The sequence below is a fragment of the Bacillus arachidis genome (assembly GCF_030285945.1).
Lineage (GTDB): Bacteria > Bacillota > Bacilli > Bacillales > Bacillaceae_G > Bacillus_A > Bacillus_A arachidis.
Window position 1 is genome coordinate 2802405 of record NZ_CP127376.1, and the last position, 15952, is coordinate 2818356.

20 protein-coding genes, 3 pseudogenes and 1 riboswitch are annotated in these 15952 nt (G+C 33.8%); of the genes and pseudogenes, 5 read left to right on the top strand and 18 right to left on the bottom strand.

All coding sequences use genetic code 11. The annotated features are described in order from the left end of the window. Position 1: 1 nt before the first annotated feature. From QRY57_RS15980 to QRY57_RS16025, 11 genes and pseudogenes are all read right to left on the bottom strand, one after another. Positions 2-691, bottom strand: coding sequence for a hypothetical protein (locus QRY57_RS15980; RefSeq protein ID WP_286015535.1), 690 nt, complete (start codon positions 689-691; stop codon positions 2-4). A 95-nt stretch (positions 692-786) separates the two neighbouring features. Further along, positions 787-1278: an SMI1/KNR4 family protein gene (locus QRY57_RS15985; RefSeq protein ID WP_286015536.1), complete on the bottom strand. Its 492-nt coding sequence runs from the start codon at positions 1276-1278 to the stop codon at positions 787-789. 19 nt (positions 1279-1297) lie between these two features. Further along, entirely contained in the window at positions 1298-1825 is a 528-nt protein-coding gene (locus tag QRY57_RS15990) for an SMI1/KNR4 family protein (protein ID WP_286015537.1), read from the bottom strand. Positions 1826-2035: 210 nt separating this feature from the next. After that, positions 2036-2515 (bottom strand): Imm30 family immunity protein, encoded by a 480-nt coding sequence (locus tag QRY57_RS15995; protein ID WP_286015538.1) that lies wholly within the window; start codon positions 2513-2515, stop codon positions 2036-2038. A 167-nt stretch (positions 2516-2682) separates the two neighbouring features. Further along, positions 2683-2961: pseudogene (locus QRY57_RS16000) on the bottom strand (helix-turn-helix domain-containing protein); the annotation flags it as partial. A gap of 507 nt (positions 2962-3468) precedes the next feature. Then, complete coding sequence (locus QRY57_RS16005; protein ID WP_098302844.1) at positions 3469-3936, bottom strand: DUF6985 domain-containing protein; 468 nt, start codon at positions 3934-3936, stop codon at positions 3469-3471. A gap of 111 nt (positions 3937-4047) precedes the next feature. Then, the gene (locus tag QRY57_RS16010) at positions 4048-4536 is read right to left on the bottom strand and encodes an SMI1/KNR4 family protein (protein WP_286015540.1); all 489 of its coding nucleotides are present in this window, start codon (positions 4534-4536) and stop codon (positions 4048-4050) included. Positions 4537-4675: 139 nt separating this feature from the next. Beyond that, the gene (gene imm47, locus QRY57_RS16015) at positions 4676-5473 is read right to left on the bottom strand and encodes an Imm47 family immunity protein (RefSeq protein WP_286015541.1); all 798 of its coding nucleotides are present in this window, start codon (positions 5471-5473) and stop codon (positions 4676-4678) included. Between the two features lie 335 nt (positions 5474-5808). Continuing rightward, positions 5809-6276 (bottom strand): DUF6985 domain-containing protein, encoded by a 468-nt coding sequence (locus QRY57_RS16020; protein WP_286015542.1) that lies wholly within the window; start codon positions 6274-6276, stop codon positions 5809-5811. 223 nt (positions 6277-6499) lie between these two features. Beyond that, positions 6500-6592: pseudogene (locus QRY57_RS27180) on the bottom strand (Imm47 family immunity protein); the annotation flags it as partial. Further along, a complete protein-coding gene (locus QRY57_RS16025; RefSeq protein ID WP_286015543.1) occupies positions 6586-6759 on the bottom strand; it encodes a hypothetical protein in 174 nt (57 codons plus the stop codon). The pseudogene QRY57_RS27180 and the gene QRY57_RS16025, both read right to left, overlap by 7 nt. A gap of 140 nt (positions 6760-6899) precedes the next feature. Between QRY57_RS16025 and QRY57_RS16030 the strand changes: the two genes are divergently transcribed. Further along, a complete protein-coding gene (locus tag QRY57_RS16030; RefSeq protein ID WP_349775662.1) occupies positions 6900-7412 on the top strand; it encodes a GNAT family N-acetyltransferase in 513 nt (170 codons plus the stop codon). Between the two features lie 130 nt (positions 7413-7542). Here QRY57_RS16030 and QRY57_RS16035 read toward each other — a convergent pair whose 3' ends face one another. The 3 genes from QRY57_RS16035 to phaZ all read right to left on the bottom strand — a co-directional run bounded on the left by QRY57_RS16035 (position 7543) and on the right by phaZ (position 9946). Further along, entirely contained in the window at positions 7543-7743 is a 201-nt protein-coding gene (locus QRY57_RS16035; protein ID WP_026592348.1) for an NETI motif-containing protein, read from the bottom strand. Continuing rightward, complete coding sequence (locus tag QRY57_RS16040; protein WP_098302640.1) at positions 7727-8923, bottom strand: MFS transporter; 1197 nt, start codon at positions 8921-8923, stop codon at positions 7727-7729. The genes QRY57_RS16035 and QRY57_RS16040 overlap by 17 nt, the downstream gene beginning before the upstream one ends. A gap of 120 nt (positions 8924-9043) precedes the next feature. Then, positions 9044-9946, bottom strand: a complete 903-nt coding sequence (phaZ, locus tag QRY57_RS16045) for an intracellular short-chain-length polyhydroxyalkanoate depolymerase (RefSeq protein ID WP_286015544.1) — start codon at positions 9944-9946, stop codon at positions 9044-9046. Between the two features lie 185 nt (positions 9947-10131). Here phaZ and QRY57_RS16050 point away from each other — a divergent pair, with 185 nt between their 5' ends. From QRY57_RS16050 to QRY57_RS16060, 3 genes are all read left to right on the top strand, one after another. Further along, positions 10132-10551: a MarR family winged helix-turn-helix transcriptional regulator gene (locus QRY57_RS16050; protein ID WP_098302642.1), complete on the top strand. Its 420-nt coding sequence runs from the start codon at positions 10132-10134 to the stop codon at positions 10549-10551. Between the two features lie 14 nt (positions 10552-10565). Beyond that, entirely contained in the window at positions 10566-11765 is a 1200-nt protein-coding gene (locus QRY57_RS16055; RefSeq protein ID WP_286015545.1) for an MFS transporter, read from the top strand. Positions 11766-11865: 100 nt separating this feature from the next. Beyond that, on the top strand, positions 11866-13119 hold the full coding sequence (locus tag QRY57_RS16060) for a serine hydrolase domain-containing protein (RefSeq protein WP_286015546.1): 1254 nt from the start codon (positions 11866-11868) through the stop codon (positions 13117-13119). Between the two features lie 39 nt (positions 13120-13158). On the opposite strand, the gene QRY57_RS16065 is transcribed toward QRY57_RS16060, so the two are convergent. The 3 genes and pseudogenes from QRY57_RS16065 to QRY57_RS16075 form a co-directional block, all read right to left on the bottom strand. After that, entirely contained in the window at positions 13159-13512 is a 354-nt protein-coding gene (locus QRY57_RS16065) for a group-specific protein (RefSeq protein ID WP_286017885.1), read from the bottom strand. Next, complete coding sequence (locus QRY57_RS16070; RefSeq protein ID WP_286015547.1) at positions 13512-14087, bottom strand: NAD(P)H-dependent oxidoreductase; 576 nt, start codon at positions 14085-14087, stop codon at positions 13512-13514. Before QRY57_RS16070 ends, QRY57_RS16065 begins: the two co-directional genes overlap by 1 nt. Before the next feature lie 281 nt (positions 14088-14368). Then, positions 14369-14688, bottom strand: a pseudogene (locus tag QRY57_RS16075) (hypothetical protein). 43 nt (positions 14689-14731) lie between these two features. Next, positions 14732-14831, bottom strand: a riboswitch (SAM riboswitch). Between the two features lie 132 nt (positions 14832-14963). Between QRY57_RS16075 and QRY57_RS16080 the strand changes: the two are divergent. Then, positions 14964-15155 (top strand): hypothetical protein, encoded by a 192-nt coding sequence (locus QRY57_RS16080; RefSeq protein WP_286015549.1) that lies wholly within the window; start codon positions 14964-14966, stop codon positions 15153-15155. 34 nt (positions 15156-15189) lie between these two features. Here QRY57_RS16080 and QRY57_RS16085 read toward each other — a convergent pair whose 3' ends face one another. Beyond that, entirely contained in the window at positions 15190-15912 is a 723-nt protein-coding gene (locus QRY57_RS16085; protein WP_286015550.1) for a YwiC-like family protein, read from the bottom strand. Positions 15913-15952 lie beyond the last annotated feature (40 nt).

The window sequence follows — 15952 nt, forward strand, 5'->3', positions numbered from 1 at the left end:
TTCATTCCCTCCTAATGCTTCTTCCCATTTGATTTTCCAACGATTTATAAAACCCTTTTTTTAGTGTTCCCAACCAAACTTCCCCAACATTAACCTTATAAAGAACGTCATCTCCATCACTGAGCTTAATCTTCTGGATTTTATAGGCCTTATTTATTATTTCATTTATCTCGTCTTTTGTTCTAAACCCTGTTACTATATCTTCTTTTAGTTCCTCATCCCAATACATTTCGGTATCAATGTGAGCTTCCCAATCAAACAAAGCTAATTTATCCTTTAATGATTCATACTTATAAAATGGAAATTTCTTTACAGTAAGGTTTTTGTCAAAGGTATCATTGTAAGTATTTATACAATCTTTGTAAGAAACGACAATTTGAGAACTTATAAAATCTGGTTCATATAACCAAATTTTCAGGTAAAAGTTTTCATCTTCCATTGTCATTTTTTCATACCAGTTTAGATATACATCTATCATTTCATTTAATAATAAACGGTTATACCAATTAGGAGGATTTCTACGGACTAAAGAATAAAAGGGATGAATCCACAACTTTGCATAATCTCTTTGATGCTCACGAATGTAATTCATATCTATCTCGATTACATTTTGCTTCCATCTTTCTATCTTTCTCTTATGTCGTTTCCATCCTCGTATTTTCTTCTTTTTAGAGTAATAAAACTCTTCCATTCACACACATCCCTTAACAATTGTAGAAACACTTACATATTTATTTTTGACAAATGAAAACGATCATAAGTATCTGTCATCTTTTATTTTAACTATCATGAATCATACAATTTTTTTAAAAACTCAGTGAAAGTACTTGCCACATAAAATACATTTCCTCTTGCTACTTCCTCTGCTTCTTCTACTGTAATCCCTTCACTTTCCATCAGTTCTTCTTTTTCCCATACACCTTCATGCTCCCAAAAGATAACAATGAGATTTTCGTTATGATTTTTATAATCAAAACATATTAAATTCCCCGCTGGATCAATGCCAAAAGGAATTACACCATTAGATAAAGTAGCACGATAGTTATCATAATCTGTTACGATGTAATCACTACTTCCCTCATCAAACGAAAGTAATGAACCAAAGACTCTTTCTATTCCTTCAACATCAAAACAATACGGTACTACATTAGCCCCATGATTCACCTTTACACACTCGATATAATTTTTCGGAAATTTAATCCCCATTGCTTGACCTATTTTCCCAACAATTTCTTCAGTAATCGGATCATCCGCATACTTCCATTCTAAATTCTCCATCTAATACCACCTAAATAATTTATACTATGAACTCACACTCATCTCCTGGAAAATCATCTGGGAAAGCGAAACATTCTACTTCCTTTGTTAGAATTTTATATAGAAACTCAGCTAAGCCCATATTATATTCATAATAGCTTGCTGACCTTGATTCATATACAACTATATGCCATTCATCACCTATATTAGATGTTAACCAGTAAATTTCGTCCCCATTATCTGTTATTGCACATGGCAATAATCCACCATCAGTTGGAAAAACATTATGCGTAAAATCTTCTGGAAACGCATTCTTTGATACAATATATGCTTCTCTAATTTCTTTACCTTTTTCAATTAGATTTAAATTCATATTTTGGGTAAATGGATTTAGAACCAATAAAAATTCACCTATACTTCCAACTCCATATGTATTTATAAATTTTTTATAATCTGTTGGTAGCTTGATTCCTAATATGAATTCAATCTCATCCCATTTTTCTTTAGTGTATGTATCTAATAATTCATTATTGGGTTTAATTATATTTTTCAATTTACTTATATACATTCTATCTCCCTCACTTTCTACTTCATCCAGTTACACCTGCTGCGCTATCTTTCATCTTATAATGCTCGCAATGATGGTATTGAGTCGTTTCATACCATTTTAAAGTTGATTTCTTCAGTGGCGGTACAAACACGTTTGATACGGATATCGCGTGTCAAAAAAGACAACAAAAAACCGAAATGACACTAATTTATCAAATCGGTTTTTATTCTATATGAAAGAATTTCTATCAGCCTCTTTTAATTTACTAAGAATTTCATTAGCGACGCTCTCAAATCTTTTAGGATTGTCAGAAATAATTTCATCGAGCAAATCGATTACCGTTGATTTTATATCATTATTCATTCCTACAAGGGTTTTAGCATACTCCATTCTATATAAGTCATTATTTAAAATTCTTTTATTTAATAGCATGGCCCATTCTTTTGCATTCCCAATCATTTTTGGCAATGCTTTAGGCATCTCTGTTAGATATTTTTCCATTTCAAAACTTTCAATTAAGTGAACTAGGCCAAACATAACTTCTTCCTCTTGTGTCTCATCATCAAATATCATACACAGATCTTTAATAAACTTTTCATCATCACAATCTGCTAAGCTTTCTAATGCATCGTCAAACTCTTCACATTCTGATTGATTTTTTAAAAATCTACAATTATATAATCTCTTGATCTCAGATCTACTATCCATATAAACTCCCCCTTTAAAAAAATTAACGAAATCAGATATTATTGAAAAACATAAGGCACATAAAATGACAAATTATAATGTTCTACGAAATCAATAGCCTTCATTTTAAAGTCAATCGAAGAAGATCTTCTTTTCCCCCAAAAAAATCCCCTCCACAATAAACAGTCACGAAAAAAGCCATCATATGCCTTTTTGAGTCGTAAAAATACTTCTTGTAAGGGCTGTGATGGCACTTCTTTCAGAAAAGGATATCTCTTCTTATCGATTACTTGTTGCTTTTGCATGTCAGAACGTGTATACAATTGCTTATTTTCTTTATATTTTCTCTGTTTATCTAAAAGAGCAGAGTTATAGGTTTGACGACAATATTGTAGCCAACGTTCTAACATTTCTTTCTGTGCTTTCGTTGGGAAAATTTTATATTTTTGGCTCAGCAAAATTGTCATCACCTTCCTCTTTTTTCATTGTAGTGGTTCAAATCCCTAAAATAAAAACGAATATACGTTCGTATTGATACTAGTATACATGAAGTTACAAAAAAAGGAAACAAAAACTTCGTGCTGTGCACGACCAACATTCATCTCCTCCCTACCACCGGACTATGTCCTGCACGCGCTTGAGGAAGGGGACTTCTGTTGGAGTACTGTTAAACTTTATTTCAAATCCCCATCAGTTTCAGCTGTCAAATTTTCCTTTTCCTCCTTTGTTTTTTGTCATAAAAAAAGGCTCGTTCCTCCTCATCATTCAAGTTGGAATAAACCTTGTAAATTTATTAAACATGTTTGTCAGTTACCTTTAAAAACATCTCTTAGATTCTTGCTCAATTTATATAGGTACCATCTTTTTCTTCAGGTTTATATTTGAAAAGAATCTCTAAGCTATATGTAGATTGTTCTCCAGTGTTCATAATTCATTAGTCTTTCTCTATTAGTCCCTATTAACAAATTCCATATTCAAATTGCAACATCTTGGTAACCCACTTCCGTTACTTTTTCATTTAATAGACGAAGCCCTAGTCCATTTTCTGTGTCCCATGTACAATTAAATGTAATTCCGATATCTCGACCTTCAAAAATATCCGCATATGAAACAACAATTCCATCTAAACTTATCATTTCTAGTATTTGATCAGTTGTTTCAACTAATGGATAATTCTCATTTACTTCAATATCATAACCTAGTTCATGTCGTGTTTGTTTGTAATAGTCTAATATTGGTTGCAAAAAACTTTTTTGTAAGTGTTCCCAATTTTGCATCAGTGAGGTATATGCTGTATATTGCTCTTCATCAAATTTACCATCCTCATCACCATCGACCATCAATGCTATTTCGACTTCATTTCCAAAAAAATTAATTGTAGTATCCTTAGACCACCCATAATTATATTCAAGCTCTCCAAAAACCACATCATTTATTATCATTTTAAAATCTCCTTTTTTATTGGCAAATCCTTCACTAACAAATACAGAATTTAATAGATATCCATAAAATCAGGTAATAAAATTTTATCATTCGAATATCTTAGTAATATTTTATTCTTCTTTATAAAGCATATCTAAAAAATTCGTAAAACTATCAGCAATATAATAAATACTCTCTCTCATAACCTCATCTGCTTCTTGAGCTGATAATCCTTCTTCGATAAGTGTCTCCCTATCCTCACATTCTTCATGATCCCAAAAGACAACAATTGGGTTATCTTTATGATCCTTATAATCAAAGCAGATTTTATTTCCAGCAGGATCATCTGCAAAAGGAATTATTTGATCAGGTAAACTAGATTTCAAGTTACTATATGTTTTATAAATATTCGATGTAGCATTTTTATCGAAACTACATAGTGAACCGAATACTCGACCTTCTTCATTATTTTTCACATCAAAAGACGAAGGTTCGACAATAGCTCCTCCATATTTTTTTACACACTGAATGTAATCATTAGGATATACAATTTTAAAACTTTTGGCGAATTTTTGAATAATCTCTTCACTAACTTCTTTATCTGGATACAACCATTTCAAGTCATTCCTCATTACCGTTTACCCCCATATATTTTTTACCGCCTAAATGACGTGCTGACTCATGCACGTCACTTATTTTAATTTTATAGTTATAAAAACATTCTTTTCTATTCAAGATCTAACAACAAAATAGATAAAATTAATCAATTAACATTCCATAAAAATATTTTCTTCCTGCTTGCCATTCCATATCAGATAAAGTTTTAACATAAGCTATAATTTTTTGATATTTTGTTTCATCTACAACATCTTTATAGCTTACTGGACACTTTATACCACTCCATGTTGATAATAATGTTGGCGACATATCAATCCCTAACACTTTTCCAGTATTTAAAGAAATAATAGCTGCCTCAATTAATTCCTTTGCTAAATCCCCTGGAAAAACAAGTTTTCTAAAGTAATAATAGTCTTTGGGATTTATTTCTTCAATTACTTTAATATAGTGCTCTCCAATTTCTTCAACCGAAGCGTTTTCACCTAATAGTCTCTCGTATTTTAGGTATATTTCAAGAGAATTTCTAATAACTTCTCCTACATTTGTATCTTCCCACTCTTCTAATAAAGCTAATAAAAAAGGTATAACATTATATGACATGACATCTAAGGAGCAAGAAGCGAAAGTCCAAACAGTATCTTCTGATGCATCAGATAAGAAATTAAAATTATTAACTTCCAATAAGTCTTTATGAGTTGCAATAGAACAAAATAATCTGATACATAAATTCAAAACATTCTCTTCATCAGTAAAGTTAAGCAGCTCTATTAAAAGTTTTTTAACTGAAAAATCACCAACTTTTAGCAACTCATTAATCAATAGCACACAATCTTTTTCAGAGGTTACTTGTGTTAATAATTCCTTTGCTTTGACAATTTCATTTTCATCTAACACATCCCCATACCAAATATCATTCATTAAATTTAAATTCTTGCTCATATGCATCCCCCTATTTAAAATACTCTTCTTTCATTTACTCTCATTTCTATTCAAAAGTAAAACACCTAAACCATTTCAATCGTTTAGGTGCCCTTCAATCTGATTTACACGTATTCTCTCTATTCAAATTAAATACCGCTTCAACACCATTCTTCATTAGCTTTTGTAATACTACATCGAGCCCTTCTATAAAGTAAGCTTTTGATTCAAATATGAGGTTTCCTTATAGGTCTACAACATAAAAAGTAAAGATTTCTATTACTTATCCCTGCTTTTTTCTATTAACCTCCAAAACAAACAACCTTTTTATGTGTATTCCTAGCAAATAGTGATATTTAAATTGCAACATCTTGATAGCCTACTTCATCTACCTTTTCATTTATGAGACGAACCCCTAAACCATTTTCTTCATCCCACGAACAATCAAATGACACTCCTATATCACGTCCTTCGCGAAGGAAATCATACGGAACAGAAATACCTACTAATGTTATATGTTCTGTTAATTGATCAACTGTTTCAATTAATGGATAGTCTTCATTAATTGAAGCATCATAACCGAGCCCCTGCCGTTTTTGTTTATAATAATCTAAAATTGGTTGTAATATGCTATGTTGGATTTGTTCCCAATTATCCATTAATGAGTTGTATGACACATATTGTCCTTGATCAAAATTCCCATCTTCAGTACCTCCTACCAATAATGCTATCTCTGTGTCCTTTCCTAAAAACTTCATGGTTCCGTATCCTACCCATTTATACTGATAATCAAGTTCTCCAAAAATTTTATCCTTTATTGTCATTTTAAAATCTCCTTATTATTTATTTGCAAATCCTCCAGGTCAAAGGCTACTACGTTTATGTCACATTGGCTATAAACTTTCCAAACACTAGAAAATCTAGCTAAAGAAGTAGCATGGCTTTAATTTTTTTTCTATACAAAATATTAGCTCAACTTCAACTTCGTATATCCCAAATTTCTTATCACTATAATAAATGCTTCTGTCTATCTTATTCATTTTAGATATTTGTTTCTAATAAGTCATCATGAGTAGCTACTAAGAAAAAAAGTCTTGTACATAGATTCAAAATAACCTCACCTTGAGTACCATTCATAAGGCATGTGAATTTATCATAGCAACAGATGTGGCATCTGTTACTCCTCTAAGATACTTACCAAAATCAATTTTTAGTAGCGCTTCATAATGCTCTGAAGTAATACCTAAATCAGTCATCTTTTTGTTAATCTTAGAACGCTCGTCTACACTGAAAGTACAATTGCACATAGTAATTTTTATCCTGTTCATCTTATTTGCATTGAAATTACACTATTCATTTTATTCTAAATGTTATAAACTGGAATGAATTAAGAGAAGTGATTAAGACAGTGCAATGTAAAATATGATATGGGAGACAGATGATAACAATGCAATTAGTAAAACCAACTCACCAGCACAGCAAACAAATTATGGCTTATCGGCAAGCATTCCTAAGTACAAGGGAACAACCATATGGTAGTTGTTCCTTACAACAATTTGATTCCTTTGACGAATGGCTTAATAAAGTCAAAATACAAGAAAAAGGAGAAAACCTACCACTAAATCGAGTTCCATCCACTCAGTTTTTGAGCTTTGATAAGGGAAAACTAGTCGGTTTCATCAATATCCGTCATCGATTAACGCCACAATTACTCATAGAGAGCGGACATATAGGTTATAGCGTGCACCCGGACGAACGCCGAAATGGTTACGCTACTGAGCAACTTCGTCTTTCCTTATTTGAAGCGAAAAAATTAGGATTAGACAAAGTATTAATAACTTGTGACAAAGCAAATATTGCCTCTGCCAAAACCATTCAAAAAGTTGGGGGTACCTTTGAAAATGAAGTAATTTCCCCGAATACTGGCGAGATTGTTCAGCGTTACTGGATCGAACTATGATTTCATAATTTTTCAAGAGTCATACTTGATATCGTATCGAAACTATATCATAGCGAAAAGAAAAAATCGGAGTGATTTCTCACTCCGATTAAAGTCTAACTTTTGAGGTTCAGTACAAGGACCCCTCTCCTTATTTCAACTTTCCCTCAAAAACAATTCTTCTTCCGCACGGTTCTACAACTGTTTTCCCATCTTTCTTCACTTCATGAAAGATGGGCTCTTCCATGCGGCGTGAAGGTGCATACCCTTCTTTTTCCATACGCGCTAAGCAATCTGTAATTGTTTCGTTATCCTGTACTTCAAATTTTTTCTTTTTAGGTTGTTTTGTCATGCCCTAACCTACTTTCCATTTTTCTTGATGCGGATTGGCTTTTCATATATGTGATATATAGAAGTGCAATAATTACCATTATTATCATAACCGCTATAAAAAAGCTTGTATACTGTATTTTCTCTATAAATATGCCTCCTAATACAGGTCCCATAATACTTCCTATACTAAAGGCAATTCCGGATAATATATTTCCTGCTGGCAGTAAGTGTCTTGGTAATAAATCCGTCATAAAGCCAAGCCCTAAAGAGAAACATGAACCAATCACCATACCAGCTAACAGCATACACCCAAATACAATCCAATAATACCCGTCAAACACTGCAGCAAGTAAGAAAATGATTGCACTTATGCTGAATGTCCATGTTAAAATGCGATCTCTTCCATATTTATCACTTAATATACCAAGCGGAATTTGCGTAACAATTCCCCCGATTGCGAATGCAGGTAATAAGAAGGATACATCAGCGACAGACCACCCTTTTCGGAGTGCATACACAGGTAAATTACTATTTAACATCGCTTCCAAAACGCCGTATGCTAAAGGCCCCATTAGTGCAATCCACGCAAGAACAAATACTTGTTTATAACGAGAAAGTGATGATTCATTTTTCTTTCCTGTGTCATCTTGCTCTGGAAAAGCATTTTTGGTTGGAAGTAATAATAGCCATCCAATTAAACAAAGAATCGTAGATACGATAAATGGCGTTGCAAGCCCATATTGGACAGTGCTAGCTAAGTATGGGCCTACTGCAAAACCAATCCCAAAAAAGACCCCATATATAGAGACTTGTCTTCCTATTTTACTAGGATCAGATGTCGTCGTAATCCATGTTTGCGTTCCGACGTGTAACATGTGATCGCCTACTCCAACTAAAAAGCGCAGAATAAACCATGCCCAAAATGAAAATGTTTGTGTAAAAAAGAATAATGAAATAATAACGAGAAATCCGCCGATTACGATAATTGGTTTCATTCCAAAACGCTGCATCGGTTTCTCAAGCCACGGTGAAATAAATAAAATCCCAATATATAACGCAGTTGCATGAATACCATTAATACTAGAACGAATCCCTTCTTGCTCAAAAATCATTGCGATCGCCGGTAGAAGCATTCCTTGTGATAATCCAGAAATTGCAACAATTCCAACCATAATCCAAAATGTAAATCGTATTGACATCCTCTTCTCTCTCCCTTTACATGTTCACCAGCCTTCATTATAAACTTTTTGAACAATAATGTGTAAGCATATAAAAAGAAGTTAGACGAATCTTATCTAACTTCTTTTTATATGTTCTGCTTATTTATTTTCCAGCCAATTTGTAACGTGCTGAGTAAATTCATCTAAACAGTCAATAAACGGCGAGTGCCCACAATCCTCTAATATGACTAGTTTTGCATTCCGAAGATGTTTTGCTAATTCTTCTCCGACCACTTGCGGGACAACGTAATCCCGGTCTCCTTGTATGACAAGAGTCGGTACTTGCAGGCGATGAATATGTCCATTCCCTGGTACAACTCCATTATGTTCATCTGAAATATTAAACGTAATTAAAGCATAGTTCACATCTACAAAATTACGCTGCGTTAACATATCATCTAAATACTTTTCATAACGCTCTGGATCTGGTTTATTGTGTGTATAAATCAGTAAATCCCAAACCGTACGATAATATATCTTGTTCATATTTTTAATTGCATCTAGTACTGGAGCAATTTGAACGGGATCTTGCGCAATTTCTTCTTTTGTTTTTAGCAACGTGGATGTGATGGGTTGACCGTTTATATCTTTTTTGAAAATAGGATATCCTTTCATTCCAACTGATTCAACCAAAATCAATTTTTCTACGCACTCCGGATGACAAGCTGCAAACTCCATCGCAACACCACCACCCATTGACCATCCCATCAGTGAAAACTTCTTCAATTGTAGATCATCTATAAATAGCTTTACATCACCTGCAAAGTCTTGCAACGAATCTATTGGCTTATGGTAAGTTGATTTTCCAAATCCTCTTAAATCAATGGCGTAAATGTGATATTCATCTTGTAATTTCCCAATGACTAAATCCCAGTGCTGTGAGGATGTCATATTCCCATGAATTAGGATAAGTTTTTCTTTATTTTGTCTCCCAACTTCTTGATATGCAATCGTTTCTCCATTTGATAACGAAACAAACTCCAGTGTTGCAGGCTTAATCATCACACGCTCCCCCATTCATTTTTAATAGATAGAAAATTCTAAACTTACCTCTAGCATATCATGTAGAATATATGTTCTCAACACAAAAACGATACAAAATACTTACAACAACATACCTATCACTAGACAATTCTGGTAAAAGATTATATAGTTAGCTAGGCAACTAATTTGAAAGGATTAAACAAATGGACGAAAAACAGCATTTTTTTCACATTGTCAGTCAAACTTCTCGAAAGTTTACGAAGAAATTTAATGAACGTGTATCACCAACAGGTTTATTTAGTGCACAATGGGCTGTCATTTTCCGAATTAATCAAACCGGACCTTGTACACAAACTGAGTTATGTCAATATTTAAACGTTGAATCGCCAACGATGACTCGTACTTTAACACGTATGGAAACAATGGGATGGATTATTCGAACCGAGGGAAAAGATCGTCGCGAAAAGCTCATTTCATTATCTGAAACAGCACTAAAAATGATTCCAATATGGCAAGAAGAAGTTGATACTTTCGAAGAAAAAGCGCTACAAAATATTAATGAAGTAGATTTACAACAAGCATTTCAAGTACTGCAAACCATTATTAAAAATTTAGATGATTAATTGGAGGGATGACGATGCAAAGTGAGAGACTTTGGACGAAGGACTTCCTTGGAACTTGTTTTAGTAGTCTGTTTCTCTTTTTAACGTTTTACATGCTTATGACTACTTTACCCGTCTATGTAATAGAGGGGTTGAAAGGAAAACCTGAAGAAATTGGTTTAGTCGCAACAGTATTTCTTATTTCTTCTGTCCTATGCCGCCCGTTTACCGGAAAGTGGCTTGACGATTTAGGAAGAAAGAAAATCTTATTTATTTCTCTTTCCTTATTTTTAGCTGCTACCGTAATGTATTTCGGTGCACAAAGTTTATTTTTATTACTTGCCCTTCGCTTCCTTCACGGCATTGGGTTTGGAATGGCAACGACAGCTACAGGTACAATTGTCACAGACGTCGCACCGGCTCATCGCCGCGGTGAAGCACTTGCCTATTTCGGTGTATTTATGAGTTTGCCGATGGTAATCGGTCCTTTTTTAGGTTTAACGATTATTTCACATTCTTCATTTACAGTTCTGTTTATCGTTTGTTCTATCTTTTCATTACTAGCATTTCTATTAGGTTTACTTGTAAATATCCCACATGAAAAGCCAGTAAGTAAACAAAAACGCGAGCGAATGAAATGGAAAGATTTAATTGAACCTTCTTCTGTTCCAATTGCCCTTACAGGGTTTGTTCTTGCTTTTTCTTATAGTGGCATATTATCTTTTATTCCTATTTACGCAAAAGAAATTGGTTTAGGAGAAGTTGCTAGTTACTTCTTTATTGTATATGCACTTGTTGTTGTTCTTTCTCGTCCATTCACAGGAAAGATATTTGATCGTTTCGGTGAAAATATACTTGTTTATCCTTCCATTATTATTTTTACAATTGGAATGTTCATCTTAAGCCAAGCACAAACGCCATTTTGGTTCCTTGGTGCAGGTATATTAATTGGTTTAGGCTATGGGACGTTAATCCCAAGTTTCCAAACCATTGCTATTTCCGCGGCTCCAAACCATCGACGCGGCTCAGCAACAGCTACTTATTTCTCATTCTTTGATAGCGGTATGGGGCTCGGTTCCTTTGTACTAGGTATCGTAGCAGCACACTCAAGCTATCATAATATGTATTTCATCGCTGCCATTATCGTTGCATTTACATTACTTATTTATTACTTTCTACATGGCAGAAAACAACAGTTCAAAAAGCAACGTACAGATGAAGAATTATCAGCTTAATGTTAATAAGGAAAGTAAACACCCCTGTTTACTTTCCTTATTTTGTATTTCTAAGAAAACGAGCGTATACTTATTGTAGAATTAACAAGGAGGTATATATATGAATTTTAAAAAATCTCCCCTTTTGTTACTCATACTTACACTAGTGTTTATCGTAACTGGGCTTGGATTTACTTTTTTTAAACAAAACAAAGTCTCCCCTTCTAAAGAGAACGTGACAAAAGAAAATTGGTTACAAGATCCCTACTTACGTTGGTCATATACACATATGAAAGAACTAGCGTTAACAAGCGAAGTAAAAAATAATCCCGAGCAAATATCATCATTTCCTACTGCATTACAAAACTTAGACGATTTCTCAGTTAAAAAAGTGAATGGAGGAAATATCCCTTTAAAGAAACTATTAGATGAGAATAAAACAGACGCCTTTGTTGTTGTACATAACGGAAAACTTGTTTACGAGCATTATTTCAACGGGTTTAAACAAAATGAGCAGCATGGAATGGCCTCTTTAGCAAAAGTATTTACTGGTGCACTTGTACAATCATTAACCGAAGAAGGACTCATCAATGTAAATAAGACTGCTGAAACATATGTCAAAGAATTACGAAACACCCCATTCGGAAAAGCAACAATTCAACAATTAATGGACATGCAGGTTTCTGCTGAATACCCTACACATGGATATATACAGCCGGGTTTAGAAAATCAAGATGCTCAATTATATTTAGCCAGCAATATTCTTCCTCGTGGTAAAAACTATGATGGCCCAATAAAAATTTATGATATGCTACAAGAAGCAAAAGAAACGGCACCACCTGGAACTGCGTTTTCGTATAATAACGGTTCATCTGAAACACTCGGCTGGATTATACGGACCATAACTGGAAAATCGTTAACTGAAAATGTAAGTGAGAGAATTTGGTCCAAAATAGGTATGGAAGAAAATGCGTATTATGTTACAGATGAAACAGGAGTTGAACAAGCAAGTGCTGGTTTAAATGCGACTGCAAGAGATTTGGCCAGATTTGGGCAATTGATTTTAAATAACGGTCGCTACAATGGCGTGCAAATTCTCCCTTCCTCTATTTCAGAAAATGTAAAGAGCGTGCAAGAAGGAGAATTTGCAATCGGACAAGGTACATCCATTTCGTATCATAATCAATGGTGGATTCCTCATAATGAACACGGTGCATTTGAAGTGTTAGGAAGTTATGGACAATGCCTCTATATAGATCCAAAAGCGAATATGGTCATTGTACATTTTTCATCCAATGCTGAGCCAAGCAATGATGTTCATACAACTTATTCAAATATGTATGTAGATATCGCAAAACACTTAGAAAAAAGCTAGTTTTATACTAGCTTTTTCACATAATAAATTTTATATAAATCAATTGTTTTCTATACACCTTATTACATTTATCCATTCTCCACATGAAAGATTTAATCTTCTATATGTAAAGAACGTCGTACAAACACTTTCAATCATTGAAGGGTTTTTCCGTAGAAAATCCCATCTCAATACTTTAGGTAGTTCATACATCTTATATTCTTTACTTTCCTTAATAATTCCATCAACTTCCCGTTCACAAATTCCCCTTACTAAATAATCTGCTCTTAATTCTTGGCACACCTTTTTAAAATTTTCATTATGATGTTTCAATTGAAGTAAACATGTTACATACGTACGAAACAATTCATCATTCCGATTACAGCATCTCATTATATTTTCTATTTTTTTCATCATAAATTTTTTGCCTTTTCTTGTATTTCTAAAAGCCACTTTTCACGCTTTGCTGCTTTACTTGTTTTTACAGATTGAAAGGCAGAACGTTTTATTTGGCGTATACCACAAAATTGCAAAATACCTTTTTTCATAATCACCCAATCAGCCGATCGATATAAGAGTGCCACGTACCATAAGGGCGAATCTAACGTATTAATAACCCACGCCGTTTTTCCTGTAAGTAATCCTTTCGGCATTACATCTTCATATCTATATGCAAACCCAGCAACAAAAACACGATCAATAAAACCCTTTATAATAGCGGGCATTCCCCACCACCATATTGGATAAATAAAAATAAAAGAATCTGCCTCTTTGACCAATTTTCTGTATTTCTCTGTTTCTTCTTCATATACTAAATCACGCCTTCTCTTATCTTCATTAAAAGTTAGAACTGGGTTAAATGCTTCCTTATAAAGATCAAGTAATGTAGCAGAATGGTTCGTTCCTTGCAGTCCTTTTTGCACATGTTCTAAAATGGATGCATTGAAACTAGATGGATTCGGATGTGCATATAAGATGAGGATGTTCACCTTTCAACAACACCTTTCCTTAAATTCCCTTTTGACTTCCAAATGTTTGCGTGATATTCTATTACTTGTCAAGTAGCAAGCCTATATGACAAAACGACTGACACCTACTCGGCGAAGGTGTCTATTTTTTATTTTTAGCCGAATGAAATGCCTCTTTCAGGGCATATTCAACTTTTGACACTACACACTCAACACCATTCCCTTGTATCAGACTGCTTTTGCAGTCTTTTACTCTACATAGTCGAAAAATTCAGATAAATTATAACATAAAAAAAGAGAGCCTAGCTCCCTTTTCTTGCCTTATAATATACTCCTTTATTCGTATAGGAATATTCATCATCAGCTAAAGTAATTTTCCCATCCAGTTTCAACTCGTCTAATAGCCTTGATAAATAAAATTGATGTAGCATTTTTTTCGTGAATTTTCCTTCATGATGCGAGATGATATGCTCTTGAATATCTAATAGTGATATTGGTTTATCTTGCTCCATCATATATTCATATACTGCTTTACGCAGCTTTACGTATTTCTCAAGTGTCACAGTACAATTGCAACCCCTTTCTTCTCATGCTGTTATTTTTGGAATCGGTTTTTTTGCAATAAAAAAACCTCTCCGATAAGAAGAAGTTACGTATATATCTTCGTCTTATCTTCCAGAACAAATCATGTTCTGCTGGAATTAGCACCTGCATCGCGGTTGCTGGGTTTCATCGGGCCAGTCCCTCCACCTCTCTGGATAAGAAAATATTCACTTTATATCTTATAATAGCCACTTCTATTTTCATTGTCAAATCATATAAAGTAACCACATTGAAGTTATATTTTCTTTTCTAGCGCTCATACTAAAATTGTATGTACAAAAGGAGGGATTTATAATGGATAAAAATGCTCGTGGATATGTTCAAGATTCGTTTCATTCGTTGCAAGAAGCAAAAAATTGTTTGGAACATGCAATACAAACAGTTGAAAAGAGCGATAATAGGGAGCGAATCGAACAGTCTTTACAAGCTGTGGAACATGCATTACAAAAATGTGATCATACGGTTCATGTTTTAGAACAAGAATGAAAATTGCCCATCTCTTTACTAGATGGGCAATTTCTCAAATGGCATACTGTAACAGTATTGCCGTCGTAATTAAAAAGTATACAGAATTCACGATTTCTAAAACTCCAACTTTTAAGATAGATATCTTTTTACCATACAATACGATTGCGCGAATTAGGCTCGGTATAAATATAAGAGAAAGCCATGGATTTACCAATAAAGAGGCAATGATTAAGAAAATATGATAGCCCCATGAAACATAGCGATAAGTAGGATTATTCTTTTCACGAATCATTGTTTTCACATAAAATGTACTACCTATAAAGTATAGAAAAGAAATACCAGCAATTGCAAAAGCCGTTTCATCGACTGTTTTCATCGAAAAATAATAACTAAGTAAACCGCCTATGCAGAAAGCAAGTATTGCACAAATATCATTTACTAAGGCTCGTTCATTTTTTTGTCGAGCAAAGTATATATTTACGATAAAGAGCGGAATCATCGTAACACCAAACAGAAGTATTTTCCATTCATACAGTAAAGATACGCTCCCGAAAACACATGCGATTGTAAAGTAAATAAGTGCCGCATGTATAAATTCTTTCTTTCGAGGTTGCTTTATGTACATTAAAAATGGATACGTTGCTAAATAGATAAATAACCAAGCGATAAAAAGTGGAATATGATATAAAGTAGCTTTACCAAGTATTACACTAAGTATAAACGGAATCAGCAGCATCCCCCAGGCACCGTGCTGCTTTGGAACAACTAGCTTCATGAATATGGCATCTCCTCTTTGAAAATATGTCTCATTTTCT